Origin of the sequence: Streptomyces sp. NPDC014870 (assembly GCF_043081505.1) — a bacterium.
GTDB lineage: Bacteria > Actinomycetota > Actinomycetes > Streptomycetales > Streptomycetaceae > Streptomyces.
The window spans coordinates 252,708-277,219 of sequence record NZ_JBIBWQ010000012.1 but is presented as its reverse complement, the minus strand read 5'-3'; the positions used below and the strand labels follow the sequence as shown (position 1 = coordinate 277,219).

The window sequence follows — 24,512 nt, the reverse complement described above, 5'->3', positions numbered from 1 at the left end:
GGCCCCTAGTCGACCTCCGCGACCGCCCGCGCGAACTGGGCCGCGTACAGCCGCGCGTACGCGCCGCCCGACGCCAACAGCTCGTCGTGCGTGCCCTGTTCGACGATCGAGCCGTTCTCCATCACCAGGATCACGTCCGCGTCCCTGATGGTGGAGAGCCGGTGCGCGATCACGAATGAGGTGCGGCCGTGCGCGAGGCGCGCCATCGCCTTCTGGATGAGCACCTCGGTACGGGTGTCGACCGAGCTGGTCGCCTCGTCCAGGACCAGGATCACCGGGTCGGACAGGAACGCCCGCGCGATGGTGATCAGCTGCTTCTCGCCGGCGCTGACGTTCCCGCCCTCGTCGTCGATGACGGTGTCGTAGCCGTCGGGGAGGGTGCGGATGAAACGGTCGGCGTGGGCGGCCCGCGCCGCCTGCTCGATCCGCTCCCGCGAGACCTCCCCGCCCGCCCCGTACGCGATGTTCTCGGCGATCGTCCCGCCGAAGAGCCAGGTGTCCTGCAGGACCATGCCGATCCCGGCCCGCAGCTCGTCCCGGGACATCGCCGCGATGTCGGTCCCGTCCAGGGTGATCCGGCCCGAGGTCACGTCGTAGAACCGCATCAGCAGGTTCACCAGCGTCGTCTTGCCCGCGCCCGTCGGGCCGACGATCGCGACCGTCTGCCCCGGCTCCACCGTCAGGGACAGGTCCTCGATGAGCGGCTTGTCCGGCTCGTAGCGGAACGCCACCTCCTCCAGGGCGACCTTGCCCAGCGACTCCGACGGCCGCTCGCTGCGCGGCGCGTCCGGCTCCTGCTCCTCGGCGTCGAGGAGCTCGAAGATCCGCTCGGCGGACGCCACACCCGACTGCACCAGGTTCGCCATCGACGCGACCTGCGTCAGCGGCATCGAGAACTGGCGGGAGTACTGGATGAACGCCTGCACGTCACCGATCGACAGCGTGCCGCTCGCCACCCGCAGACCGCCCACGACGGCGACGAGCACGTAGTTGATGTTCGAGAGGAAGACCATCACCGGCTGCATCACGCCGCTGTTGAACTGGGCCTTGAAACCGGCCTCGTACAGCGCCTCGTTCTGCTCGCGGAAGTCGGCGGCCGACTCGTCCTGCCGCCCGAAGACCTTCACGAGCCCGTGCCCGCTGTACATCTCCTCCACGTGCGCGTTGAGGGCGCCCGTGGACTTCCACTGCTGCACGAAGTGCGGCTGCGAGCGCTTGCCGATCCTCGTCGCCACGACCACCGACACCGGCACGGTCACCAGCGCGACCAGCGCGAGGAGCGGGGAGATCCAGAACATCATCCCCAGGACGCCGACGATGGTCAGCAGCGAGTTGATCAGCTGGCCCATCGACTGCTGGAGCGTCTGCGAGATGTTGTCGAGGTCGTTCGTGGCCCGGCTCAGCACCTCACCGCGCTTGGCCCGGTCGAAGTACGACAGCGGCAGCCGCGCCAGCTTGGCCTGCACCTCCTCGCGCATCCGGTAGACGGTCCGGTTGATCACCCTGATCGACATCCGGGTCGCCACCAGCATGAGCAGACCGGCCGCCACGTAGATCGCCAGGACCAGGAGCAGGACCTTGCCGACGGCCGTGAAGTCGATGCCCTGCCCCGGGGTGAAGTCCACCCCGGACAGCATGTCCGCCATCCCGTTGTCGCCCTTGGCCCGCAGGGCCTCGATCGCCTGCGCCTTCGTCGTGCCGTCGGGCATCTGCCGCCCGACCACGCCCGCGAAGACCAGGTCGGTCGCCTTGCCGAGGATCAGCGGGCCGAACACCGAGCCCGCCACGCCAAGGACGCAGGCGACCAGCATCAGCCACAGCGGGCCCCGCTCGGGCGCCAGCTGCTTCAGCAGCCGCTTGCCCGAGCCCTTGAAGTCCATCGACCGTTCGTTGGGGCCGCCACCGGCCATCATCCGTCCGCCAGGACCGGCCATCAGGCTGCCTCCGCCTCGGTCAGCTGGGAGAGCACGATCTCCCGGTACGTCTCATTGCCGGCCATCAGCTCGTGATGGCGTCCGGTGCCCACGACCCGGCCCTCGTCGAGGACCACGATGCGGTCGGCGTCCCGGATGGTCGACACCCGCTGGGCGACGATCACGACGGTCGAGTCCGCCATCTCCGTCTTCAGCGCCTCCCGCAGCAGCGCGTCGGTCTCGTAGTCGAGCGCCGAGAAGGAGTCGTCGAAGAGATAGATCTCCGGCCGTTGCACCAGCGTCCGGGCGATCGCGAGCCGCTGCCGCTGACCACCGGAGACATTGGTGCCGCCCTGCGCGATCGGCGCGTTCAGCCCGTTCTCCAGCTTCTTCACGAACTCCGCCGCCTGCGCGACCTCCAGCGCGTGCCACAGCTCCTCGTCACTCGCGTCGGGCCTGCCGTACCGCAGGTTCGTCGCGACCGTCCCGGAGAAGAGGTACGGCTTCTGCGGCACCAGCCCCACCGTCCGCGCCATCAGCTCGGGCGCCAGCTTCCGCACGTCCACACCGTCGACGAGCACCTCGCCGCCGGTCACGTCGAACAGCCGGGGCACCAGGCCGAGCAGCGTCGACTTGCCGCTGCCGGTCGAACCGATGATCGCCGTCGTCTCGCCCGGCCGCGCCACCAGCTCCACGTCCCGCAGGACCGACTCCTCGGCGCCCGGATAGCGGAAGTCCGCGCTCCTGACCTCCAGGTGGCCGCGCCGCCCCAGCTCGCGCACCGGCTCGGCCGGCGGCACGACGCTGCTCTCCGTACCGAGGACCTCCTCGATGCGCTCGGCGCACACCTCGGCGCGTGGCACCATCATGAACATGAAGGTGGCCATCATCACGGACATCACGATCTGCATCAGATAGGCGAGGAAGGCGGTCAGCGCGCCGATCTCCATCCCGCCGCTGTCGATGCGGTGCGCTCCGAACCAGACCACCGCGACGCTGGACACGTTCACGACCGTCATCACGGTGGGGAACATCAGCGCCATCAGCCGGCCCGTCGCCATCGAGACGTCGGTCAGCTCGGTGTTGGAGACCTTGAACCGGTCCCGCTCGTAGTCGTCCTTCACGAAGGCCCGGATCACCCGGTTGCCGGTGATCTGCTCCCGCAGCACCCGGTTCACCGTGTCGAGCCGCTCCTGCATCGTCCGGAACAGCGGGCGCATCCTCCGCACGATCAACGAGACCGCGATGCCGAGCACCGGCACGACCGCGATCAGCACCGCCGACAGCGGCACGTCGAGGCTGAGCGCCATGACGATGCCGCCGACACACATGATCGGCGCCGAGACCATCAGCGTGAACGCCATCAGGACCAGCATCTGGACCTGCTGGACGTCATTGGTGGTACGGGTGATCAGCGACGGCGCGCCGAAGTGCCCGACCTCCCGGGCGGAGAACGACTGCACCCGGTCGAAGACCGCGGCGCGGACGTCCCGGCCGAGCGCGGAGGCGGTCCGCGCCCCGTAGTAGACGGCGCCGACGTTGCAGACGACCTGGATCACCGAGACGGCGATCATCAGCGCGCCGAAGCGCAGGATGTAGCCGGTGTCCCCGTCCACGACACCGTTGTCGATGATGTCCGCGTTGAGGGTCGGCAGGTAGAGGGACGCGCAGGTCTGCAGGAACTGCAGCAGGACCAGCAGGCCGATGGGCTTCTTGTACGGTCGAAGGTGGGTTCGGAGAAGTCGTAGGAGCACGGGTCCTACTATCGCCCGCGCCCCCACGACGTTACGAGCCGGTTTTGTCGAGTCTTGAAGAGACTCCGCTACGAGCCGAACGCACCCGGGTGGATCTGCTCCCGCGTCGCCACGTACTGCTGCCGGACCGCCTGCCCGACGGCCAGCTCCTCACCCGGTTCGAAGATCTGCGCGGCGGCGCCCTGCCAGGCCGGCGGAGCGGCCGGCGACAGCGTGCCCTGCGCGACCCCGAGCGCCCAGGCGGCCTGCCGGGCCGCGCCGAGCGCCGCGTAGTCGGCGGGCTGCGGGACGACGACCTGCGCCCCGAAGATCGCCGGGGCGATGGCCTGGACGGCCGGCAGCCCGGCCGCCGCACCCAGCAGGAACACCCGGCGCACCTCGACCCCACGCCCGCGCAGCACGTCCATGGCGTCGGTGAGCGCGCACAGCATGCCCTCGAACGCGGCCCGGGCCAGGTGCTCGGGCTTCATCGACTCGCGGCGCAGCCCGCTGAGCGTGCCCGCGGTGTGCGGCAGCTGAGGGGTGCGCTCGCCCTCCAGATAGGGGAGCAGCACGAGCCCCGAGGCACCGGGCGTCGACTTCAGCGCCAGCGCCGACAGCTCCTCCAGGCTCTCCGCGCCGAGCATCTCGGCGGTGCCGCGCAGCGCCCGTACCGCGTTCGAGGTGTGGACGACGGGCAGGTGCATCCCGGCCGCGTCGGCGAACGAGGTGATCAGGCCCTGCGGGTCGGCGAGCGCCTCGTGGTGCACGGCCATCACCGAACCGGAGGCGCCGAGGGAGACGACGGCGTCCCCGATGCCGAGCCCGAGTCCGAGGGCGGCGGCCATGGTCTCGCCGGTACCGGCGGAGATCAGCAGGCCCTCGGGCGTGGTCCCGGCGGCCTCGGCGGGGCCGAGCACCTCGGGGAGGACGGCCTGGTGGCCGAGGGCCAGCTCGACGAGGTCGGGCCGGTACGCGCCGGTCCCGGCGGACCAGTAGCCGGTGGCGGAGGCGGCGCCGCGGTCGGTGGTGCGGCGCACGGGGCGGCCGAGGAGCTGCCAGACCAGCCAGTCGTGCGGCTGGAGGAGCATCGCGACCCGCTGGGCGTGCTCGGGCTCGGAGCGGGCCAGCCAGCGGAGCTTGGCCACCGGCTGCCCGGACTGCGGCACGGAGCCGACGGCCTCGGCCCAGGCCTGCCGGCCCCCGAACGCCTCGACCAGATCCGCGGCGGCCACCTGCGCGCGCTTGTCGTTGCCGACCAGGGCGGGCCGGACGAGCCCGCCCTGCGCGTCGAGGGGGACGAGCCCGTGCTGCTGGGCGGAGACCCCGATGGCCTGCACGCCTTCGAGCAGCCCGCCGCCGGCCGCCTCGCCGAGCGAGAGCAGCCAGGCCTGCGGGTCGACATCGGTGGCCTTGGGCTCACCCGGGTGCGGGGCGTACCCCTGACGCAGTACGGCACCCGTGTCCGCGTCGCAGACGACGATGCGTGTGAACTCGGCTGAGCTGTCCAAGCCGGCGACTATCCCCATGGGAGGAGATTCTGCCGCACGCGGGGGAGTAAGGGGAGCGCCCGCGGGGTAGGGGTGCCGTTTTCGGACGCGCGGGGCTCACGTGGTGCCCGCGCGGGACGGCTCAGGTGTTGCTCACACCCCACTCGTCCTCGGTCACCTGACCGTTGTGGTGCCGCAGCGAGTGGATCCGGTCGGTCACCGAGGCGGGCAGCTTGTCGCCGACCTTGTCGCTCACGGCGTGGTAGGCCTTGCCGGCGAACTGCCGCCCGGTCTGCGCCGCGGACTCGGCGGCGTTGCGCACGGCCGGGTTCTGCGAGAACTCCCTGGCCGACTTCTTCATCTGCTCGTAGCGCTCGCGCCCGGCCCGCGTCCCGATGACGTAACCGAGGGCCAGTCCCACGACGAACGTCAGCTTGTACCGCACGGCGGCACCACCTTCCCTTGAGCTTCGCTGTTGCCTCACTGGTGCCCACGAGCGCCCACGGCATACCGATTGGCGGAGCACCCCCCTGCTTGCGCTAATGTATGTGTCGCAGCGAGCGCGCGCCGCCCGGGAACACCCGAGGTGGATCCGTTCGGTGCAACCGCAGCAATCCCCTGTAGCTCAATTGGCAGAGCAGCCGGCTGTTAACCGGCAGGTTACTGGTTCGAGTCCAGTCGGGGGAGCGCGATCCCCTGTAGCTCAATTGGCAGAGCATTCGGCTGTTAACCGGAGGGTTGCTGGTTCGAGTCCAGCCGGGGGAGCAAGAGAAAAAGGACCCTCAGGGGTCCTTTTTCGTATGCCCGGGAACCATGCGCCACGCTGCGCGGTCCTCATGGTCGAGCAGCGCGCAGCGGAGGCCGACCATCCGGAGCAGGAGATCGTATGAGCGGCTATGCTGCGGCAGACGGCGCGCACACATGTACGCGCCACGCGGTGAGGGGCGGTAGCTCAGCCGGTTAGAGCAGCGGACTCATAATCCGTCGGCCGTGGGTTCGAGTCCCACCCGCCCCACCAAGAAAAACGTTCTGACCTGCGGAAACGCCCCTGAAGGGGTGTTTCCGCGTGTGGCGATCGCCTCGCATTGGTGTGGCGAAACGGATGTCCCTGGCCTGCCTCGCCGGGCTCGAACCTTCTTGACCTGCGGTTTCGGTGGGACGTGGAGGTGCGGAGCCACCTCGATGATCCCACGGAGATCCCACGGCTCCCGTGTGTGACACGCCGCACATCATGCCGAGTTCCTGCGCCCTCCCCGGCTCTCGGGATCGCTCCTTCCGGCGGGCTGTGGAGGACTGACGTACGGGCTGAATCCCGTCTCAGGTGAGGGAGAGTCGGAGTTCGTAGCGGTCGGTGCGGTATGTCTCGTGGCTCTTGGCGCACGGGATGTCGGCGGCGTCGTACGACACACGGGTCGCACGTAGCACGGGCGCGGGCGGAGCCAGGTCGAGGAGCGTGGCCTCTTCCGGGGCCGCCAGGTCGGCGCGGGCGGTGTAGTCGGCGCGTACGGGAGCGTGACCGGCGCCAGTCAGCACATGGCGGGCCGAACGGAGCCACTGGACGCGGCCGGAATGCGGCGCGTTGCCGAGGCGGGCGCCGACGGCGTCCTCGTACCGTTGCCGGGGACCGTGCCCGGCGTGACGCGGGAGATCGCCGCGGTTGCCGTACGGGAGATCCACGGCGCCGGCGCGATCGCGATGGGCACCATCGGGACCAGCCAAGAGGGCTCCCATCGCACCGTCGTGCCCCAACTTGCCCTGAACGCCATGGAGGTCGGCGTCGACGCGCACCACATCGGCGACGCCTACGTGGGCGGGGCCATGGACCCGGAGTTCCTCTACGACTACTCCGTGGCGATCCGCGGACGGCGTCACACCTGGCACCGCATGGCCCGCAACACCCGAAAGCGCAACTGACGCCCCGCGCGTCCCGGTTTCGTGGCATCGACGGTGTCGCGTCCGTCGCCGGCCCGTGCCAGTGGCCGTCCGGGTATCCGTCCTTGACGGCCCTGGCGAAGAGCGGCTCAGTGGGTCTTGGTGGGAGCGGGCGGGCCTCCCTTCCCCGCTCGGCGGTCAGGGCGGCGCTGCCAAGGCCGTGGTCCGTCGGCCGGGCGGTACTCGACGCCGAGGGCGTCCAGCCGGCGCAGGTGGTGCGCCAGACGGGCGGAGAAGTCCGCGAAGTCCCGTTCGGGGCCGCTCCATACGGTCTCGGCGAACGCCGAGAGGCGCGGGAAGGCCTGGTAGTCGAGATTGCGCACCGAGTCGATGTGTTCGGTCCACAGCGCGCACTGCGCGCCGATGACGTACGAGGTGTCATCCCCGGTCAGTTCCCGGGGCACGGGATCGAAGCCGTACACGTCGGCGACGGTGGTCGGCGATCCGATCGCCGACGGGTCCTCGGCGGTGTCGTCCTGCCGGTGGTCCAGGTAGACGCTGTCCTGAGGGCAGGTCACCACCTCGTGGCCCATCCGGGCTGCGGTGACGGCGGCTTCTGTCCCCCGCCAGCTGGCAACCGTGGCGCCCTTCGCCAGGCCGCCTTCGAGGATCTCGTCCCAGCCGTAGAGCCTGCGCCCGCGCGCCGTCAGGTAATCGTCGAACCGCTTGATGTACCAGCTGTGCAGCGCGCTCTCGTCCGGCAGTCCCAGCTCGCGCCTCCGCTGTCGGGTGCGGGGGTCCGCACGCCACTGCTCCGGTACCACCTCGTCTCCTCCGACACAGATGTACGGAGACGGGAAGATCTGCAGCACCTCGTCGAAGACGTGTCGGAAGAACGTCACCGTCGTCTCCTCGGCGTTGAGGAGGTTCTCCTGTACGCCCCACTGCGTGCCCACGTCGACCGGCTGTCCGGTCACGCCCAGTTCCGGGTACGCGGCGATCGCGGCCTGGACATGGCCGGGCAGGTCGATCTCGGGTACGACGGTGACGAAGCGGTCCGCCGCGTAGGCGACGATCTCCCGCAGGTCGTCCTGGGTGTAGTAGCCGCCGTGTGGGCGTTCGTCGTACCAGGCCGTGACCAGGGGGTTGCCGATCATGGTGCGCTGACGCCAGGCGCCGACCTCGGTCAGTCTGGGATAGCGCTTGATCTCCATCCGCCAGCCCTGGTCGTCCGTCAGGTGCAGATGAAGCACGTTGAGTTTGTGCATCGCCAGGAGGTCGATGTAGCGCAGGAGGTCGTTCTTGGGCATGAAGTGCCGCGCCACGTCGATCAGAGCGCCGCGCCAGCGGAATCGTGGCGCGTCCTCCACGGTCATCGCCGGAATGCGCCACGGGCCCTCATGTATCCGGCCCGTGCGGTAGATGTCCGCCGGAAGCAGTTGGCGCAGTGTCTGCGCGCCGTAGAAGGCCCCCGCAGGGCCCCCTGCCTCGATGGTCACGGCGTCCGGCCGTACGGACATCCGGTACGACTCGGCGCCCAGCTCTTCCGCCAGAGCTATCCGGATGCCGTCCTTGCCGGGCGGGAGCTCGTACCCGGTGGCCGGGCGGATGGCTTCCCGCAGCCAGTGGGCCGGCCGCGCCAGGACCGGATCGGCGTTCACGCAGGTCGTGGCGTCCAGGACGAACTCGGCCGAGGCCGCACGTGCCGTGCGCGGTTTGGGGATGAAGCTCACGTGATCCTCCGGTGGGGGCGTTCGGGTCGGTGTCACCGACCCGCACGCGGTCAATCGAGGAAGGGCCTGGGCCGAGGCGCTCAGGCCAGAGTGGGAAGCGCCGTGACCTCGATGGAGCCAAGCAGCCGCTGCCCGTGGGTGTATCGCTCGACCTCAGCGGTGGCGTACGAACCGAAGCGGCGGATCTCGTTGCCCTGGACGCCGGCCAGGTGCGGGGTGATCACGACGTTGGGCAGGGCGAAGAGGGGATGCCCTGACGGCAGTGGTTCGGGGTCGGTGACATCGAGGACGGCGTCGATCCGCCCGGAACCGCAATGCTGGACGAGAGCCTCGGTGTCGACGAGAGAACCGCGTGCGGTGTTGATCAGGATCGCGCCGTCCGTCATGAGGGAGAGCCGCCGCGCGTCGATGAGATGTCTGGTCTCGGGCAGGTCCGGCGCGTGCAGGGACACGATGTCGCTGCACGCGCACAAGGTGTCCAGGTCGCTCGGCTCGGCATCCAGCCGCCGGGCCTCCTCGGGCGTCAGGTACGGATCGTGGACCAGCACCCGGAAGCCGGACGTCCGGAGGCGGGCGATGACGCCGCGTCCGATGCGGGACGCGCCGACGACCCCGACGACTCGGCCGTCGTTGCCGGGACTGTCCCGCAACGCGGGCAGGTGCCCGCGTGCGTAGCGAGCCGCCAGCGGAAGCGCGCGCTTCCCCGCCAGCGTGATCATGGCGATGGTGAAGTCGACGACGGGCTCGATGTTCGCGTCGGCCGCGGACGAGACCAGGATCCCGCGCCGCCACGCCTCCTCGCTCAGGTGGTGCTTGACGGAGCCCGCGGCGTGGATGACGGCCTTGAGGCGGGGGGCGGCGTCGAGCAGCTCGTCGTCCAGCGGGGTGCAGCCCCAGGAAGTGACGAGCACCTCTGCCCGGGCAAGCGCGGAGCGGCCGCGCCGGCCACGCAGATCGTGGAAGGCGTCGGGAGAGCCGAGGTCGAGGCATCGGTTCAGCCGGACCATCAGGTCTTCGGGAAAGAGCAGCGGGAGCAGGCCGGGACGCATGGCCAGTAGGCCACGGGGCCGTGAAGGCACGCTACCTCCAGGGTCTCAGGAGTGAGAGAAGTGATGGAACAAGTCTCAGAAACAGTTTCTATCTGTTTCCGGAGAGTAAGCAGCGCTTGGGCTCCAGTCAATGAGAAAAACACAGCAAGAGTGGTTGACGGACGTATAGAAACCGTTTTAGGTTCCGGCCTGCCGACATCCACACTCGAGCTTCTATGGAGGAGGTAACCGTGACGGTCACCGCCGAAAGCTCGGCCGCCAGGGGGGCCGAGCCCTCCGGGGCCCCGCCGCCACCGCCACCCCCGCCCCGCGCCACTTCCCGCCGCCTCCAACGGCTGTGGCACCAGCGCACGTTGTGGCTCATGCTGGTGCCGGGGCTGGGCTACTTCCTCGTCTTCCAGTACGGGGCCATGGCCATGAACGTCATCGCGTTCAAGGACTACGTGCCGTTCCTGGGCATCGCGGACAGCGACTGGGTGGGGTGGGCCAACTTCGGCGTCCTCTTCGGCGATCCCGACTTCTGGCGTGCGGCCTGGAACACCGTGGAGATCTCGCTGCTCCAGCTGGTCTTCTTCTTCCCCGCCCCGCTCGCACTGGCCCTCTTGCTGCACAGCCTGACCAAGGACGTCCTGCGGCGCTTCGTGCAGAGCGTGGTCTACCTGCCGCACTTCATCTCATGGGTCGTCGTGATCGCCCTGTTCCAGCAGCTCCTGGGCGGCACAGGGGTGCTCAACGGCGTCCTGACGGACAACGGGCTGCACGCCGTGGACATCATCGGCAACCCGGATGTCTACAAACCCCTGCTCATAGTCCAGGTCATCTGGAAGGACTGCGGCTGGGGCACGATCATCTTCCTCGCGGCACTCACGCAGGTCGACGCGCAGCTGTACGAGGCGGCCGCGATCGACGGTGCCGGCCCGTGGCGACGGTTCTGGCACGTCACGCTGCCGTCGATCCGGCCGGTCGTCATCCTGCTGCTGATTCTGCGGCTCGGCGAGGTGCTCAATGTCGGCTTCGAACAGCTGCTTCTGCAGCGCGACGCGGTCGGGCCCGAGGCGGGTGAAGTCATCGACACCTTCGTCTACTACCAGGGTCTCGTGGCGGGCAACTACGGCTACGCGGCGGCCGCCGGACTCTTCAAGGGCGTGGTCGCGGCCCTCCTCGTGTACAGCGCCAACAAGATCGCGCACCGGCTGGGAGAACAGGGGGTCTACCGATGACGACCGTCAAACCGAGCGGCCGTCCGCCATGGGCGGAGAAGCCCTCGCCGTTCACCACCGCCGCCAAGGGCGTCGCCCTGACCATCGTCCTGGTGCTGATGCTCACCCCGTTCCTGGTCGTGGTCTCCACGAGCCTTGCCGGCTCAGGCGAGGTAGCGGCCAACGGAGGGTGGGTCCTGTGGCCTGAGCACCCGACGACGGGGGCTTACCGCACGATCCTCCATGGTGGAGTGGTCACGCGGGCGATGGTGGTCAGCATCGCCCTGACCGTCTTCGGCTCGCTCGCCAGCCTCGCCTGCACCACGTTCCTGGCCTTCGCGTTGAGCAGGCCCCGGCTGGTGGGCGGCAAACCGTTGCTGATGCTGATCCTCTTCACCTTCCTGTTCCCGCCCGGCATCATCCCCGCCTTCCTGATGGTCAAGCAGACAGGGCTGTTCAACTCCTACCTCGCCCTGGCTCTGCCGGTACTGGTGAACGTGTTCAACCTGGTGGTCATGCGCGGCTTCTTCCAAGGCATCCCCGAGGAGCTCTTCGAAGCCGCCCGCCTGGACGGCGCCGGCTACTGGGGTCAACTGAGGCACGTCGTGCTGCCGCTGTCGAAGGCCGTCCTGGCGGTCGTCGGACTCTTCTACGCCGTGTCGTACTGGAACTCCTGGTTCACCGCCATGGTCTACCTCGACGACTCCGGCAAGTGGCCACTCACCCAGGTCCTTCGCTACTACGTGATCCAAGGCGTCTCCATGGCGGACCCCACGCAGAGCGAGGCCGGCCTGACCCAGGCGCCGCAGACGGTGCAGATGGCCGTGGTCGTCATGGCAACCGTGCCGATCCTCCTCGTCTATCCCTTCCTCCAGCGCTTCTTCGTGAAGGGCGTGCTCACCGGCGCCATCAAGAGCTGACCGCCGTCATCCACCCTGATCCACCTCTTCTCCCACCCCGACCCCGCAAAGAGGTAACACGATGTCCCACGCAACCGGTGTCTCCAGACGCTCCGTCCTGCGCGGTACCGTCCTGGCCGCCGCCGCCCTCTCCGCCGCCCCCGTGCTGAGTGCGTGTTCCGGCAGCGGTGGAAGTGGCAAGGGTTCGGTCGGCAATGCCGGCAAGCAGCTCGCCCCCTGGCCCACCTATGTCCCGTTCACCGGCGCCCCGCCGCAGCTCGCCCCCACCGCCCAGGGTGTGCAGGCCGGCTACACCGCCTATCCGTCCAATCTCGCCACCGCCAACCAGGGGGGCGTGCCCGGTGACGGCAGCAAGGTCCGCGTCGCGGTCATCACCTACGGCGCCCCGCCGACCCAGAAGGACCGGAACGAGCTGTGGCAGGCGGTCAACAAGGCGCTCGGCGTCGATCTGGAGCTCACGGTGATCGCCGACGCCGACTACCCGACCAAGGTCGCCACCATGCTCGCCGGCGGCGACATGCCCGACATACTCCACATCGGCGGCGGCTACACCCTGCCGCGCGAGACGCAGTTCATCCAGCACAGCTGCGCCGACCTCACCGAATACCTCTCCGGCGACGCCGTCAAGGACCACCCGAACCTGGCCAACATCCCCACCTACGCCTGGCAGGGAATGGGCCGGATCGCCGGCCGGATCTACGGCGTGCCGGTGGAGCGGCCGAAGTTCGGCAACGCCTGGATCGCCAACCGGGACCTGCTGAAGGCGGTCGGCGCCGACGACGGCAGCTGGGACAAGGTCGCCTTCGCCGCCGCCGCCAAGGCCCTCCGGCAGGGTCGGCGTTACGGACTCGGCGCGAGCGTGCAGAACCCGTACGCGCTCCCCTTGCACGCGGGCTCCTTCGGTGCTGCCAACAATTTCGGTGTCAAGGACGGCCGGATCTTCTCGACCTACGGCACCGAGGAGTTCAAGGAAGCACTGGCCTTCGCCCGCGATCTGACCAAGGCCGGCTGGTACCACCCGGATGCCGGGAGCCTCCAGCTGCTGGACCTCAAGCCGAAGTTCTACGACCAGAGCGTGGCCCTCTACCAGGACGGCCTCGGAGCCGTCGGCCAGGGCCTGAACCAGGTCAAGGGCGCCTTCGACATCGGACTCGCCCAGCCGTACGCCGGAGCCGGCCGACCGACCACCTGGGGCGGTTCGGGCCTGTTCGGCTACACGGTGCTGAAGAAGGCCCCCGCCGCCCGTATCAAGATGCTGCTGCGGGTGATGGACTTCCTCGCGGCCCCGTTCGGCAGCAAGGAGCGCGAACTCTTCGGCTTCGGCATCGAAGGCAAGCACTTCACCCGGGACGGCAGCGGCGCCCCCGTACCCACCGATGACGGCACCGGCCCCGGCGGCCCCGGCTCCCTCGCCCTCGGCTACATCGCCTCTGCGCCCGGTGTGCTGTACTACGCCGGCTTCCCCGCAGAAGTGGTGACCAAGATCCACCAGTGGCAGTCCAAGGTCGCCCCGAACCTCATCCTGGACGCGACCGTCGGACTCAAGTCCGACACCTATGGCGTCTCCGGCACGGCGCTCAAGCAGACGATCACCGACGGTGCCCTGGCGGTCGTCTCCGGTCGGCAGCCGATCAGCAGCTGGGACGACGTCGTCAAGAAGTGGCAGTCCTCTGGCGGGTCCAAGGCGCTCGACGAGTTCTCGAAGGAGTACGCGGCGGTCAAGGGCTGAGCCGACCGCCCCGGGAGACGGAAGGATCCCCGTACCCGCCTGGGTGCGGGGATCCTTCCGTCTCCCGCGCTGCGCCCGGAGTCGCTCAGGCCGTGGTGCGCGGCGCCACCGACCCGCGCACCACGACATGCGTGCCCAGCACCACATGCTGCTTGGTCTGTTCGGACCGCTGCAGCGCGTGCCGCACCGCGGTTCGCCCCAGCTCCTCATGTGGCAGATGCACCGTGGTCAGCGCGGGACGCAGGTCCTCGGCGACCGGGACGTCGTCGAAGCCGACGACCGACACATCGTCGGGAACGGAACGTCCTGCCTCGAACAGGGCCCCGTAGGCACCCGACGCCACGGCGTCGCTGGCCGCGAGGATCGCGGTGAAGTCCTTTTGAGAGACAAGGAGTTCGCGTGTCATCTGGATGCCGGCACCGCGGGTCAGATGTCCGCGCAGCAGCAGGTTCGGATCGGGCTCGATGCCGTAGGCCGCCATCGCCCGCCGGTATCCGTCGAGACGCTGGTCGCTGGTGGTGTACCCGGGCTCGCCCGCCAGGATCGCGATCTTGCGGTGGCCCGCCGAGAGCAGGTGGCTCGCCGCCGCGAAGGCCCCGCCGCTGTTGTCGTACTCGACGGTAAGGGCCGGCACGTCCGGGCCGAGCGGCGGGCGGCCGACCAGGACCAGCCGCGTACCTGACTCGCTCAAGGACTGGGCGTATCGGCGCATCCGGCGGGTGTACTCCTCGGACTCCACCACACCGCCCACGAGGATCACCGCCTCGGCACGTTGTTCGCGCATAGCCTCGACGACTTCCAGCTCCCGCTCGGGGCTTCCGTGCGTGGTGCAGATCAGGCACAGCCGGTCCTCGAGGGTGGCCTGCTCCTCGACACCGGCCGCGATGTACGCGAAGAACGGGGCCTGCACGCTGTGGACGACCAGGGCGACGAACTTGGCCGGCGCCCCGGACAGCGCGCGGGCGTGTGCGTTGACAACGTAGTCCAGCTCTCGCGCGGCACGCTGCACCTTCGCGCGGGTCTGCGCGGCGACCGGGTAGTCGCCCGAGAGCGCGCGCGAAGCGGTGGCGAGCGACACCCCCGCGAGGGACGCGACGTCCCTGATGGTCGGTCGCTTCGTCATCCAACACGCTCCGGGAGAAAACCGATAGGAACAGTTTCTTCCATCCTAGCGGCGCGGCTGTACGACGATCTCGAAAACGGCCTCGTCGGGAGCAGAAACAAGCCTGGTCAGACGCAGTCGATACACCTCGTCCGGCCGGGCGTGATGGTCCGCGGTGGTCAGGATCTCCACGGTCGCCGTCCAACTGTCACCGTCGTAGCCCAGCTCGGCGACGCCGGCGCTGCCTGTCCAGCGCACGGTTCCGTGACCGGTCTCGGGGCGGATGCGGCTGATGAAGAGCTCGTCCACGCGCGCTGCGCCGAGGAAGCGGTCGGTCAGGACGAGGCGTCCCTCCGCACGCCAGTCGAAGCTGCGACGGACCTGTACGGGAACGTCGTAGGCGGCGGACAGGTCCAGTTCCAGGCGGACTCCTTCCTTGGTCTGCTCGCAGCACAGGACGACCGCTGCGGCCTCCCGCCCTGCACGCTGGAGGCTTCCGTCCACGACGGGCAGGGAATGAGCCTCGGCCGAAGGGTGCAGGTGGGCGGTGTAGCGCTCGGGGCCGAAGTATCCGTCGCGGTACTCGCCCGCGCCCAGGTCGGCGAGCAGCTGCTCGCCGCCGGCGCTGAGGATGAAGTGCCCGAGATCGTTGTGGTTGTGCGGCTCGTCGTTGTGTCCGCCCTTGGCGGCGAACGCGATCGGCAGGCCGTCGACGGTGCGCCGGTCGGTCAGCCAGCCCAGATCCGGCAGCCACGCCGATCCGGTGGGTGGTGCTCCGCCGAGCACGTCGGGTGTGGTCCAGGCAAGATCTCTGGAGAGGTGGGCCCAGCGGTAGCAGTGGTCCTCGCCCAGCAGGGGCATGTGTGCCACGGACGGAACGGGCACGCCGAACCGTTCGGCGAGCCGGCCGAGCAGGCCGGTCGCCATCGGGGTCACGGAGCTGCCGTCGGCAAAGCTCACATAGCGGTCGGTGCCCAGTTGCGCCGCAGCCGGGAACCGTGCGGCGGCCATCGCCATCGGCTCGTCGGCCAACAGGTCCAGGCCGGTACGTGCGCGCAGCGCCTCGGCGAAGTAGACGTAGTAACCGAAGCCGTAGACCCAGTAGTTGACACCTTCCGCGCAGCCCCCGTCAGGGGCCAGGCCCGACAGGAAGCGGTCCAACGCGCGCAGGGAACGGACCAGCGCCGAGGCCAGTACGGCCGGGTCGTCCTCCAGCAGGAGCGCGGCCATGCCGGCGGCCCCGCCACAGACGGCAGACCAGTTGTGCGTGTAGGACTCCCACAGCCAGGGCCGCGGGTCGGCGTACAGCGGGTCCAGCACCCGGCGCCGGATCTCGGTGCGCACCCGCCGGACGACAGGGTCGGGGAGCCGGTCCGCGAGCAGGAACGTGATCTCGGCGAGGGCGTGGGCCATCTCGCAGGAGAAGAGGTCGACGCAGGTTTCCATGGACCCGGCCCGCTCGTGTGCCTGGTAGGCGTGGGCCGGCACGGCCCAGCTGTAGTCGTCGCAGACCGACCAGAGCATGTCGGCCAGGGCCGTCTCGACCGCCGGATCGTCGTCGGTGAGGGCGGTGAGTGCCAGCGCGTTCAGACGCCTGCGGCGGGCGAAGAAGTGCGGCTCGTAGGTCATGCGGTCACCCGTGTCGTCGAACAGTCGGTAGAGCGACCAGGTGGGTTGTGGTGGAGGGCCTGCTGCGATGCCGAGCGCGGCCTCCTCGCGCACCTCCGCCATGAACCGGCCCGCATGGGCCGCGCCTGCCGCCTCCCGCAGTCTGTGGTGGGCGACGGACGACACCGGCGGTGACGCCGCGAGCAGAGCAGTCAACTCGGAGATTCCGTAACGGTTCATAGAAACGTTTTCTACTTTCTCTTGACCGGTTTCACAAGCTGCAAGGACACTTCGCAGCGTGTCCCTCTTCAGCAACGAGGAGTTGGAATGAAAACGTTTTCAGCAATAAGAGCCTTCGGTGTGGCTCTGATTCTGGCGGCCGGAAGTCTGCTCGCCCTGCCCGGCCCTGCTCAGGCGGCCTCCACCTCGTACTACGTCGACTGCTCGGCGGCTGCCGCCGGCAACGGAAGTGTCGGCTCCCCCTTCAACACGCTCCCCGCCGTCAACGCCGTCACCCTCGGCCCGGGAGACCAGGTCCTCTTCAAGCGCGGGTCCACGTGCTCGGGCCAGTTCAAGCCGCAGGGCTCCGGAGCGGCAGGCTCGCCGGTCATCGTGGCCGCCTACGGGGCGGGCAGCGCCCGGCCCGTCATCGCGGGCGGCGGCGTGCTCGCCGCCGTCTACCTCTACAACGTGCAGCACTGGGAGATCAACGACCTGGAGGTGACCAACACCGGTCCGACCGTCGGCATCTACAACGGCATCCAGGTCCAGCTCCACGACTTCGGCACCGGCACGCACTACGTCGTCGACGACGTCTACGTCCACGACATCAACGGCGGAGACAGCAAGGCCAGCAATGGCATCAACTTCACGATCAGTGGTACCACTGTCCCCACCCGCTTCGACGACGTCACGGTGCGGAACAGCGAGATCTACAAGGTCGACCGCGAAGGTCTGGCCACCTCGACCACGTGGGGCTGCCGCCCCATCTACGGCACCTGCGCCGCCGGCACGGCGAGCTGGGTCGGCAGCACGCGCGTGGTCTTCACCAACAACACCATCCACGACATCGGTGGTGACGGCATCGTCGTTCGCGCCGCCATCGGCGCCGTGGTGCAGTACAACACCGCCTACGACATCTGGATGCGTTCCGCGCAGAACAACGCCGGCATCTGGACCATCGACTCGGACGGCACTCTCATCCAGTACAACGAGGTCTACCGGGTACGCAAGCCGAAGTTGACCGACGGCATGGCCTTCGACTCGGACTTCGGCAACCGCGGCACGATCATCCAGTACAACTACAGCCACGACAACGAGGGCGGATTCCTGCTGCTGTGCGGCACCTGCAACACGGGCAGCAGCACCTCCGGCACCATCGTGCGCTACAACCTGTCCGTCAATGACGGAGCCCGTATCCTGCTCGGCGCGGGCGAGGAGGCCGCCCAGATCTACAACAACACCTTCTACCTGCCGACCGGCTCCACCACCAAGATCGTCGAGGACGAGCACGGCACCACCCGGGCGGCGTGGAGCAACAACATCTTCTACAACCTCGGCAGCGGAGGCTGGGGCGGCAGCAACTACGTCGCCGGCAACTTCTCCTGGCGCGACAACGTCTTCTACGGGAGCCACCCGGCGAGCGAGCCGGCCGACCCCGGAAAGATCACGGCGAACCCGCTGCTCACCGCGCCGGGCTCCACCAGCCCCTCCGGGTACACCCTCCAGTCCGGCTCTCCCGCCCGCGGCGCGGGCCAGGTCACCACGGACTCCGGTGCGAAGGACTACTTCGGTGCAGCCGCCCCCACCGTGTGCCGCCCGGACATCGGCTTCCAGCAGGCGTCTGCCTTCAACGAGACCGGCTGCGCGGGAACGAACCTGGTGGCCAACCCCGGCTTCGAGACCGGCGCCATCGCACCCTGGGTCACATCCGGCGGCGTGATCGACAACATCTCGCGTCACAGCGGCAGTTACAGCGCCAAGGCGTCACCCGCGCCCAGGTCGTTCGAGCAGACCGTGACCGTGTCGCCCAACACGACCTACGTCCTGTCCGGATGGGGGCGGGTCAATGCCAACGACATGCAGGTCGTGGTCGGCATCAAGAACCACGGCGGCCCGGAGACCCGAACCCCGGCCTTCGTCACCTCCGACTGGCGCGGCGCAAGCGTCACCGTCACCACCGGATCCACCAGCACGACCGCCACGGTCTACTGCTTCATCCGTACCGGCACCTCCACCGGCTGGTGCGACGACATCAGCCTGGTAGCGCAGCCCTGACTCCGGCCGTCCGGCCTCTGAACGCCGCCGCCGCGTGCCAGCGGTGCGGCAGACGGCTCAGGGGCCGGACGGCGCTCACCACACTCCAGAAGGCACAGTCAATGAGACCCAAACGCACGGCAGCCGGGCTCGTGCTCACGCTGCTGTTCCTTGTGCTGGGCATCGGAGCCCAGCCGGCGTTCGCGCACGTGACGCGCGAGCACGCCGAACTGGTCGTCGCCACAGGTGACGACGCCACCAGCGGCCGGCTCATCGTCAGCAGCGCCGTGGTGGCGCCCGGCCAGGCCGGCGACTGGGCGGCCGGACTGCTCTCCGCCGGATGCCCGGCAACCGGTTCCGGTGTGCCCGGGGACGACGGAGGTGTGCCCGGCGGTGTCGTCGTCGAGCTGGCGTGGGGCTGCCATGTCGACGCGCTCGACATGAGCGCGCTCATCGAGGAGGGCGGACTGGCCCAGGTCGTCGTCGAGTTCGACGGCACGACGGGTGACGCCACCGCGGCCACGCCGCTCGTCGACGCCGGCGGCGTCCAGGCGCTGCCGGCGTTCCCCTGGCTCACCGTTGTGCTTGTCACCGCCGCCGGTGCCGTCCTCCTGCTCGTCGCCCGGCGACTGCCGTCGCTCGTACGCGGTCTGCGGCGCGCCCCGCGCAGGCTTCAGGTCGCCACCGCGGGTGCCGTCGTCCTCTCCTGCCTCGCGCCCCAGACTGCGTACGCCGACGACGTCGCCGAACCGGCCGCGACCGCCTCCACCGTCGAGGGAACCGTCTTCAAGGACACCAACGGCAACGGCCTACTGGACAAGGGCGAGCGGCCCATGCCCGGGGTCGATGTCACCGACGGCGCCGTGTGGACCACGACCGGGGCGGACGGCTCGTACCGGCTGCAGCTGGACCCGGCGCGGCGCGAGACCGACCTCGTCAGCATCGTCTCGCCCGACGGCTACACGCCCGCCCTGCGCGAGGACTGGATCCCGCGGTTCTTCCAGAAGGTTCCCGAGACCGGCGGCACCGGCGTCGACTTCGCCCTCGTACCCGACCGCAACGCCTCCGACCCCACCGAGAAGTGGGTCATGAACTCCGACCCGGAGGTCGGCAACCGCACCGACGACGAGGCCCGCCGCATCCTGCCCCAGTGGACCGGACAGGTGCGGGCCATGTCCGAGGTCGACGGCGCGACGATGCAGATCGCCACCGGCGACCTCACCGTCACCGACTACGCGGCCGAGCCGCGCCGCCAGGGCGGCTACGACCTGTTCAGCAAGGGACTCGAGGAGGGCCGGCTCGGCCACCCCTTCTACCCGGTCATGGGCAACCACGACTTCGGCGGCACGGCGGCCTCCCAGGGCTACGCCGGCAGCATGGAGTACTACCGCCGCAACCTCGGCCCCGAGTGGTACAGCTTCGACCGCAACGGCCGCCACATCGTCGTCCTCGAGGACAACTACGACTCCAGCGGGCTGAAGCCGCAGTTGGACTGGTTGCGCGAGGACCTCGCCCGGCATGCGGTCGGTAAGCAGGTGTTCGTCTTCGCGCACCGCTCGCTCTTCACCCAGTGGGGTCCGGGCGCGGGCATGCAGCCCACCATCGACGAACTCGCCAAGTACGACGTACGGATGGTCGCGGCCGGCCACAACCAGCAGGCCGAGTTCCGCCGTGGCGCCTTCAAGCACTCGGTCGAGATCAACAACCAGGGCACGTACGGCATCGACGGTGCCCGGCCCGACTACAAGGTCCTCGACTTCAGCGGCATCACCGACGACCCGCGCACCCATCGGAACGAGGACACCGGGCATGTGACCGGTATCCACCGCCAGTTCGACATCGACGACGACGCCGCGCTCGTCAGCCCCGCCGACGCCGGCGTGCACGGCGAGCGCGCCGGAGTGCCGGTCGAGGTGTACGCGGAGGACGACGGCCGCACGCCCGCCCGCGCAGTGGTGACCGTCCGCGACAGCAGCGGGCACCTGGTGAAGCGCGTGGACCTCCGATTCGGCACGGGCGCATCCCGGCCCCGCGTCGAGAACTGCTACACCCCGCCCGGCGGCAGGCCCGAACCCTGCCCCGACGCGCGCGGCGCCTGGACCCGGGCGAGCAGCACCCTGCACGGGCTGCGGTCCGGCACGTACACGGCCGAGTCGGTCGCCTACGACACCAGGGGCGCGAAGTTCCCCGTCATCACCCACACGTTCGAGGTCGTACGCGAGTCCGTGCTCGGCCGGCCACGGACCGGGAAGGACTGGCTGCGGCAGGGCGGCGACGAGGCCGGACGGTCCGCAAGCGGCGATGCGCCGGGCGCACAGCTCGACCTCCGGTGGGCCCGCCACACCGGCGAGCAGTTCAACCTCAACGGCTCGGTCGTCGCCGACGGCAGGCTCATCGTCTCCTCCCGCGCCTTCGACTCGCCGTACAGCATGATGCTCGCCTACGACATCGCCTCGGGGCGTGAGCAGTGGCGCACCTACCTCGACGGCGACGCCGAGTCGGCGCCCACACTCCATGGCGGCAAGGTCTATCTGACCACCGGCGTCGGCCGGATCTACGCGCTGGACGCGCGCGACGGCCGGATCGTCTGGCAGTCCATCGACCGTGAGGAGAACCACGGCGACACCGTGCGCCGCTACGGCCGCGCGGGTGGACCGGTCAGCGTCTTCGCGCTGGCGGGCGCGGACCGCTCCGTCGCCGTCTACCAGGACGCCTCCACGGTCCGCTGCCGGGACGCCGAGACCGGCGGGATGCTGCCCGGCGGCTTCGGCGCCGCGTTCTCCTGGGGGCAGGCGCACAGCACGGTGATCCGCGAGCCCGGCTCCGACACCGCCTATCTGCACTCCATGTCGAGCAGCACCGTCATCGCGATGGACCTGGCCACCTGTACCCAGCTGTGGGTGACGGGGACCGCGGGCGACATCGACAGCCACTCGTCCCCTGTACTGACCGACCCGGCCGGAGGCGATGCACAGCTGGTGACGTTCACGGCGTACGGCACCCGCGGCCACGACCCGAAGACCGGTGTCGTCGTCTGGGAGTCCAGGCTCGGCGGCGGCAGCACCTGCGAGCCGGGGCGCGCGCCGCTCACCAGCCCCGCTGTGTGGGGCACCACCGCGTACGTCGCGGGCCGTGACGGTGTCGTACGGGCCTACGACACGAGTGCCGCCGATCCGTCCACGCCGGTGTGGGAGACCCGTACCGGCTATCTGCCCGGGGAAAGCCCGACGGACGACAAGTGGCGGGTGGCCATGGGCTGCTCGGCGGGCGCCGGCTCGCCGACGATGCATCCTCTGGTGACGCGGGAGCATGTGTACGTCGGCACCTGGGACGGGCGCCTGCTCGTCCTGGACAGGGCGACCGGGAGGCAGAGCACGTCCTACGACCTCGGCGCGGGAGTGGCCTCGGCGCTCTCGGTGAGCGGTGACTGGATCTTCGCCCTGACGGACGACGGCACGGTCCACGCGCTGGCCGCACGCCGGAAGTAGAGGGGGAAGCACCACTGTGCGAGCACTGCGCACCAGGGTGTTGCTCCTGCTGGCCGCCGTCCCGGCGTTGCTGTTCAGCAGCGCCGGGACGGCCCAGGCGCACCCTCTCGGAACCCCTCCCGTCGTGAAGATCGTGGTGTCGGGCACCAGCGTCGATGCCACCTGGTCCGCGCAACGGGACGATGTCGCCGTACTCGAGAAGGCATCCGACGGCGATACGGCGGGCTATCTGAGCCAGCACATCACCGTACGCCAGGACGGCCACCCCTGCCGGATGGCATCGGCGGCCGGTCTGCGGCTCCGCTTCGTCTGTCCACGGCAGGTGACGCGCATCCAGCTGACGGTCACGGCGCTGACGGACGTCGATCCGGTGTACCGGACGCTGTCGGTGACGGACACGGGCGGAGGCGGGCTGCACACGGCGAAGGAGCCCACACGAACGCTGGCGACGACGTCGGCCGCGGCGGTGACGCGTACGCCGCCGGGCGGCGGCGTGTGGGTGACCGACCTGCCGGCACTGCTGGACCACGGTGCGACCCTCCCGCTGGCGCTCCTGGTGTCGGCGGCCGTGGGCGCGCTGCACGCGTGCGCTCCGGGGCACGGCAAGTCGCTGGCAGCCGGCTATCTCGTCGGCGCCCGGGGCAGGCCGCGGGACGCGGTGTGGCTCGGCGCGATCGTCGCCGTGATGCACACGTTCTCGGTCGCGGCCCTGGCGGTCGGATGGTGGATGGCTGCGAGCAGCACGCCGGACATGGCGGCGCTGACCGGGTGGCTGCAGCTGGCCGCCGCACTGGTGGTGGCGGGTGTGGGAGTGGGCCTGCTGCGGCGACATCTGCGCCACCGTCATCATCATGCTCACGGCCACGGCCACGGCCACGGCCACGGCCACAGCCACGGCCATCACATCCCGGACGCCCCCTCGCTGCTCACGTGGCGGGGGCTGGTTCTTCTCGGCACATCGGGCGGTCTGCTGCCCTCGCCGTCGGCGTTCCTCGTCCTGCTCACCGGGCTGCTGACAGGCAAAGTCGCCATGGCTCTCGCGATGGTCGCCGCTTTCGGTAGTGGTATGGCTCTGACGCTCATCGGTGTCGGGGTGGCCGTACTGCGTGGCCGGGACGCGTTGCTCGACCGGTGGTCCAGATCTCCCGGGCTGCGTACGTGGAGCCTGAGGATGCCGGTGTTCGCCGCTGCCGGAGTGGTGGCTGCCGGCACGGTGGCCTCGGCGGTGGCCGCCGGTGCGCTGATGGCCAGGTAACCGCCCTCACGAAGGCGGGGCCGGTGACGACGACCATCGGGTCGGCCCGGCAGCTATGCCTCCTCTCCGGACAGGCCCGACCGGAACGCGATCCGAGCGGCTTCGACCCGGTTCGAGGCTCCGAGCCGGGGCGAGGAGCTGGGTGACTTGCGACTTGACCGTGGCTTCGGCCATGCCCAGTTCGGCCCCGATGTCGGCGTTGGACAGGCCCCGCCCCAGCAGTCGCAGGACATCGACCTGGCGACTGGTCAACGCGGCGATGCGCGGGTCGGCCTCGGGTTTCATCCGATCGTCACCCTGTGTGGCGAGCTCCGCAGGTGTGGTCTTCGCCCTGCGCATGGCGGCCGTCTTCCGCGGACTGAACCTTCCGCGGGCGCGCCCCCGGCTGTACGTGGTCCAGGAACACGACCGGCTCCGACGCTGACAGAGCGCCCCCCGCGGGGATCCTCCGACGGGAGCGAACGAACGGGGGCGATCCGCCCTCCCCGGCACACCGAGATACGGAGCACTTCATGCACGCACACAGCGGGATCGCCGTACTGCCTCGTCACCCCCGTGCCGCGGCCGACGCACGGCACGTCCTGAACCGAATACCGTCCGTCGGGCACGACGAAACGGACGAAGCGGCGCTGCTTCTGAGCGAGGTGGTGTCGAACGCGGTCCGCCACGCCGACGGGCCGGCCATCGAGGTCGCCGTCGGTTACGACCGGGAGGCGAGGGTGGTGACCGGTGCCGTGTTCGACACGAATCCCCGCATGGGATCGGGAGACAGGTCGAGCCGGGCCGAGGAGGTCGGGGCTGAGACGGAGATGGAGACGGGACGTGGGCTGGACCTTCTTGACGCGGTGGCCGGGGCTTGGGGTGTGGCCACTGTGGGTGACCGAGGCACGTGGGTCTGGCTCCAGATCCACGCGGGCTGAGTCCGCCTTGCCCGTGGTGGCAAACGCTGGTTTCCGCGGTGATGGGGAGGACCTCGTCGAGGCCGGGGGACGTGTCGGAACCCTGCGCGCTGATGTGGAGAAGCCGGTGTGGCGAACGCCTAACGGCCCCCGATCGAGCGGGATCGAGGGCGGACGCAGCGGGATGGAATCGGATTGATATGTCCGATCTTTCGGCGTCGTCGCAGGTGAGACGCGTCACTGAAATGGGTTCGAGTCCCACCCGC

19 protein-coding genes and 3 tRNA genes are annotated in these 24,512 nt (G+C 69.6%); 12 read left to right on the top strand and 10 right to left on the bottom strand.

Annotation, left to right across the window (positions count from 1 at the left end):
• Positions 1 to 5 precede the first annotated feature (5 nt).
• From ACF09C_RS31370 to ACF09C_RS31355, 4 genes are all read right to left on the bottom strand, one after another.
• Positions 6 to 1,934, bottom strand: a complete 1,929-nt coding sequence (locus ACF09C_RS31370) for an ABC transporter ATP-binding protein (RefSeq protein WP_392096409.1) — start codon at positions 1,932 to 1,934, stop codon at positions 6 to 8.
• Positions 1,934 to 3,667, bottom strand: coding sequence for an ABC transporter ATP-binding protein (locus tag ACF09C_RS31365; protein WP_392096408.1), 1,734 nt, complete (start codon positions 3,665 to 3,667; stop codon positions 1,934 to 1,936). Before ACF09C_RS31365 ends, ACF09C_RS31370 begins: the two co-directional genes overlap by 1 nt.
• Positions 3,668 to 3,735: 68 nt before the next feature.
• Positions 3,736 to 5,175: an FGGY family carbohydrate kinase gene (locus tag ACF09C_RS31360; protein ID WP_392096406.1), complete on the bottom strand. Its 1,440-nt coding sequence runs from the start codon at positions 5,173 to 5,175 to the stop codon at positions 3,736 to 3,738.
• A gap of 103 nt (positions 5,176 to 5,278) precedes the next feature.
• A complete protein-coding gene (locus tag ACF09C_RS31355; RefSeq protein WP_392096404.1) occupies positions 5,279 to 5,581 on the bottom strand; it encodes a YtxH domain-containing protein in 303 nt (100 codons plus the stop codon).
• Between the two features lie 169 nt (positions 5,582 to 5,750).
• On the opposite strand from ACF09C_RS31355, the gene ACF09C_RS31350 reads away from it, so the two are divergent.
• From ACF09C_RS31350 to ACF09C_RS31340, 3 genes are all read left to right on the top strand, one after another.
• Positions 5,751 to 5,823: transfer RNA gene (locus ACF09C_RS31350), tRNA-Asn, on the top strand.
• Between the two features lie 5 nt (positions 5,824 to 5,828).
• A tRNA-Asn gene (locus ACF09C_RS31345) sits at positions 5,829 to 5,901 on the top strand.
• A gap of 176 nt (positions 5,902 to 6,077) precedes the next feature.
• Positions 6,078 to 6,154 (top strand) — tRNA-Ile (locus ACF09C_RS31340).
• A gap of 299 nt (positions 6,155 to 6,453) precedes the next feature.
• Here the strand turns inward: ACF09C_RS31340 and ACF09C_RS31335 are convergent.
• The gene (locus tag ACF09C_RS31335; protein ID WP_392096402.1) at positions 6,454 to 6,669 is read right to left on the bottom strand and encodes a UTRA domain-containing protein; all 216 of its coding nucleotides are present in this window, start codon (positions 6,667 to 6,669) and stop codon (positions 6,454 to 6,456) included.
• Between ACF09C_RS31335 and ACF09C_RS31330 the strand changes: the two genes are divergently transcribed.
• Positions 6,670 to 7,050 carry a hypothetical protein gene (locus ACF09C_RS31330; RefSeq protein ID WP_392096400.1) on the top strand — a complete coding sequence of 127 codons (381 nt, stop codon included), beginning with the start codon at positions 6,670 to 6,672 and terminating at the stop codon, positions 7,048 to 7,050.
• Between the two features lie 107 nt (positions 7,051 to 7,157).
• Here the strand turns inward: ACF09C_RS31330 and ACF09C_RS31325 are convergent, their stop codons facing one another.
• On the bottom strand, positions 7,158 to 8,741 hold the full coding sequence (locus tag ACF09C_RS31325) for a beta-N-acetylhexosaminidase (RefSeq protein ID WP_392096398.1): 1,584 nt from the start codon (positions 8,739 to 8,741) through the stop codon (positions 7,158 to 7,160).
• A gap of 80 nt (positions 8,742 to 8,821) precedes the next feature.
• Complete coding sequence (locus tag ACF09C_RS31320; RefSeq protein WP_392096396.1) at positions 8,822 to 9,790, bottom strand: hydroxyacid dehydrogenase; 969 nt, start codon at positions 9,788 to 9,790, stop codon at positions 8,822 to 8,824.
• A gap of 362 nt (positions 9,791 to 10,152) precedes the next feature.
• Between ACF09C_RS31320 and ACF09C_RS31315 the strand changes: the two genes are divergently transcribed.
• The 3 genes from ACF09C_RS31315 (at position 10,153) to ACF09C_RS31305 (ending at position 13,638) form a co-directional block, all read left to right on the top strand.
• Positions 10,153 to 11,010, top strand: a complete 858-nt coding sequence (locus ACF09C_RS31315) for an ABC transporter permease (protein ID WP_392096394.1) — start codon at positions 10,153 to 10,155, stop codon at positions 11,008 to 11,010.
• Complete coding sequence (locus ACF09C_RS31310; RefSeq protein WP_392096392.1) at positions 11,007 to 11,909, top strand: carbohydrate ABC transporter permease; 903 nt, start codon at positions 11,007 to 11,009, stop codon at positions 11,907 to 11,909. The genes ACF09C_RS31315 and ACF09C_RS31310 overlap by 4 nt, the downstream gene beginning before the upstream one ends.
• A gap of 61 nt (positions 11,910 to 11,970) precedes the next feature.
• Positions 11,971 to 13,638, top strand: coding sequence for an extracellular solute-binding protein (locus ACF09C_RS31305; RefSeq protein ID WP_392096391.1), 1,668 nt, complete (start codon positions 11,971 to 11,973; stop codon positions 13,636 to 13,638).
• An 85-nt stretch (positions 13,639 to 13,723) separates the two neighbouring features.
• Here the strand turns inward: ACF09C_RS31305 and ACF09C_RS31300 are convergent, their stop codons facing one another.
• Together ACF09C_RS31300 and ACF09C_RS31295 are read right to left on the bottom strand one after the other, a co-directional pair.
• Positions 13,724 to 14,761, bottom strand: a complete 1,038-nt coding sequence (locus ACF09C_RS31300) for a LacI family DNA-binding transcriptional regulator (protein ID WP_392096389.1) — start codon at positions 14,759 to 14,761, stop codon at positions 13,724 to 13,726.
• Between the two features lie 45 nt (positions 14,762 to 14,806).
• A complete protein-coding gene (locus tag ACF09C_RS31295) occupies positions 14,807 to 16,588 on the bottom strand; it encodes a heparinase II/III family protein (RefSeq protein WP_392096387.1) in 1,782 nt (593 codons plus the stop codon).
• A gap of 120 nt (positions 16,589 to 16,708) precedes the next feature.
• On the opposite strand from ACF09C_RS31295, the gene ACF09C_RS31290 reads away from it, so the two are divergent.
• From ACF09C_RS31290 to ACF09C_RS31280, 3 genes are all read left to right on the top strand, one after another.
• The gene (locus ACF09C_RS31290; protein WP_392096385.1) at positions 16,709 to 18,625 is read left to right on the top strand and encodes a carbohydrate binding domain-containing protein; all 1,917 of its coding nucleotides are present in this window, start codon (positions 16,709 to 16,711) and stop codon (positions 18,623 to 18,625) included.
• Positions 18,626 to 18,726: 101 nt separating this feature from the next.
• Positions 18,727 to 22,092 carry a PQQ-binding-like beta-propeller repeat protein gene (locus ACF09C_RS31285; protein ID WP_392096382.1) on the top strand — a complete coding sequence of 1,122 codons (3,366 nt, stop codon included), beginning with the start codon at positions 18,727 to 18,729 and terminating at the stop codon, positions 22,090 to 22,092.
• Positions 22,093 to 22,216: 124 nt separating this feature from the next.
• Complete coding sequence (locus ACF09C_RS31280) at positions 22,217 to 23,347, top strand: hypothetical protein (RefSeq protein ID WP_392096380.1); 1,131 nt, start codon at positions 22,217 to 22,219, stop codon at positions 23,345 to 23,347.
• A 6-nt stretch (positions 23,348 to 23,353) separates the two neighbouring features.
• Here ACF09C_RS31280 and ACF09C_RS31275 read toward each other — a convergent pair whose 3' ends face one another.
• Positions 23,354 to 23,632 (bottom strand): helix-turn-helix transcriptional regulator, encoded by a 279-nt coding sequence (locus ACF09C_RS31275; protein ID WP_392096378.1) that lies wholly within the window; start codon positions 23,630 to 23,632, stop codon positions 23,354 to 23,356.
• Between the two features lie 16 nt (positions 23,633 to 23,648).
• On the opposite strand from ACF09C_RS31275, the gene ACF09C_RS31270 reads away from it, so the two are divergent.
• Positions 23,649 to 23,771, top strand: coding sequence for a hypothetical protein (locus tag ACF09C_RS31270; RefSeq protein ID WP_392096377.1), 123 nt, complete (start codon positions 23,649 to 23,651; stop codon positions 23,769 to 23,771).
• Positions 23,772 to 23,859: 88 nt separating this feature from the next.
• Positions 23,860 to 24,267 (top strand): ATP-binding protein, encoded by a 408-nt coding sequence (locus tag ACF09C_RS31265; protein ID WP_392096375.1) that lies wholly within the window; start codon positions 23,860 to 23,862, stop codon positions 24,265 to 24,267.
• Positions 24,268 to 24,512 lie beyond the last annotated feature (245 nt).

Coding starts and splice junctions, on each gene's coding strand:
- ACF09C_RS31320 (WP_392096396.1), bottom strand. CDS start 9,790: ATGCGTCCCGGCCTGCTCCCGCTGCTCTTTCCCGAAGACCTGATGGTC.
- ACF09C_RS31315 (WP_392096394.1), top strand. CDS start 10,153: ATGCTGGTGCCGGGGCTGGGCTACTTCCTCGTCTTCCAGTACGGGGCC.
- ACF09C_RS31275 (WP_392096378.1), bottom strand. CDS start 23,632: ATGAAACCCGAGGCCGACCCGCGCATCGCCGCGTTGACCAGTCGCCAG.
- ACF09C_RS31295 (WP_392096387.1), bottom strand. CDS start 16,588: ATGAACCGTTACGGAATCTCCGAGTTGACTGCTCTGCTCGCGGCGTCA.
- ACF09C_RS31300 (WP_392096389.1), bottom strand. CDS start 14,761: ATGACGAAGCGACCGACCATCAGGGACGTCGCGTCCCTCGCGGGGGTG.
- ACF09C_RS31370 (WP_392096409.1), bottom strand. CDS start 1,934: ATGGCCGGTCCTGGCGGACGGATGATGGCCGGTGGCGGCCCCAACGAA.
- ACF09C_RS31360 (WP_392096406.1), bottom strand. CDS start 5,175: ATGGGGATAGTCGCCGGCTTGGACAGCTCAGCCGAGTTCACACGCATC.
- ACF09C_RS31265 (WP_392096375.1), top strand. CDS start 23,860: ATGCACGCACACAGCGGGATCGCCGTACTGCCTCGTCACCCCCGTGCC.
- ACF09C_RS31310 (WP_392096392.1), top strand. CDS start 11,007: ATGACGACCGTCAAACCGAGCGGCCGTCCGCCATGGGCGGAGAAGCCC.
- ACF09C_RS31330 (WP_392096400.1), top strand. CDS start 6,670: ATGGCGGGCCGAACGGAGCCACTGGACGCGGCCGGAATGCGGCGCGTT.
- ACF09C_RS31285 (WP_392096382.1), top strand. CDS start 18,727: ATGAGACCCAAACGCACGGCAGCCGGGCTCGTGCTCACGCTGCTGTTC.
- ACF09C_RS31305 (WP_392096391.1), top strand. CDS start 11,971: ATGTCCCACGCAACCGGTGTCTCCAGACGCTCCGTCCTGCGCGGTACC.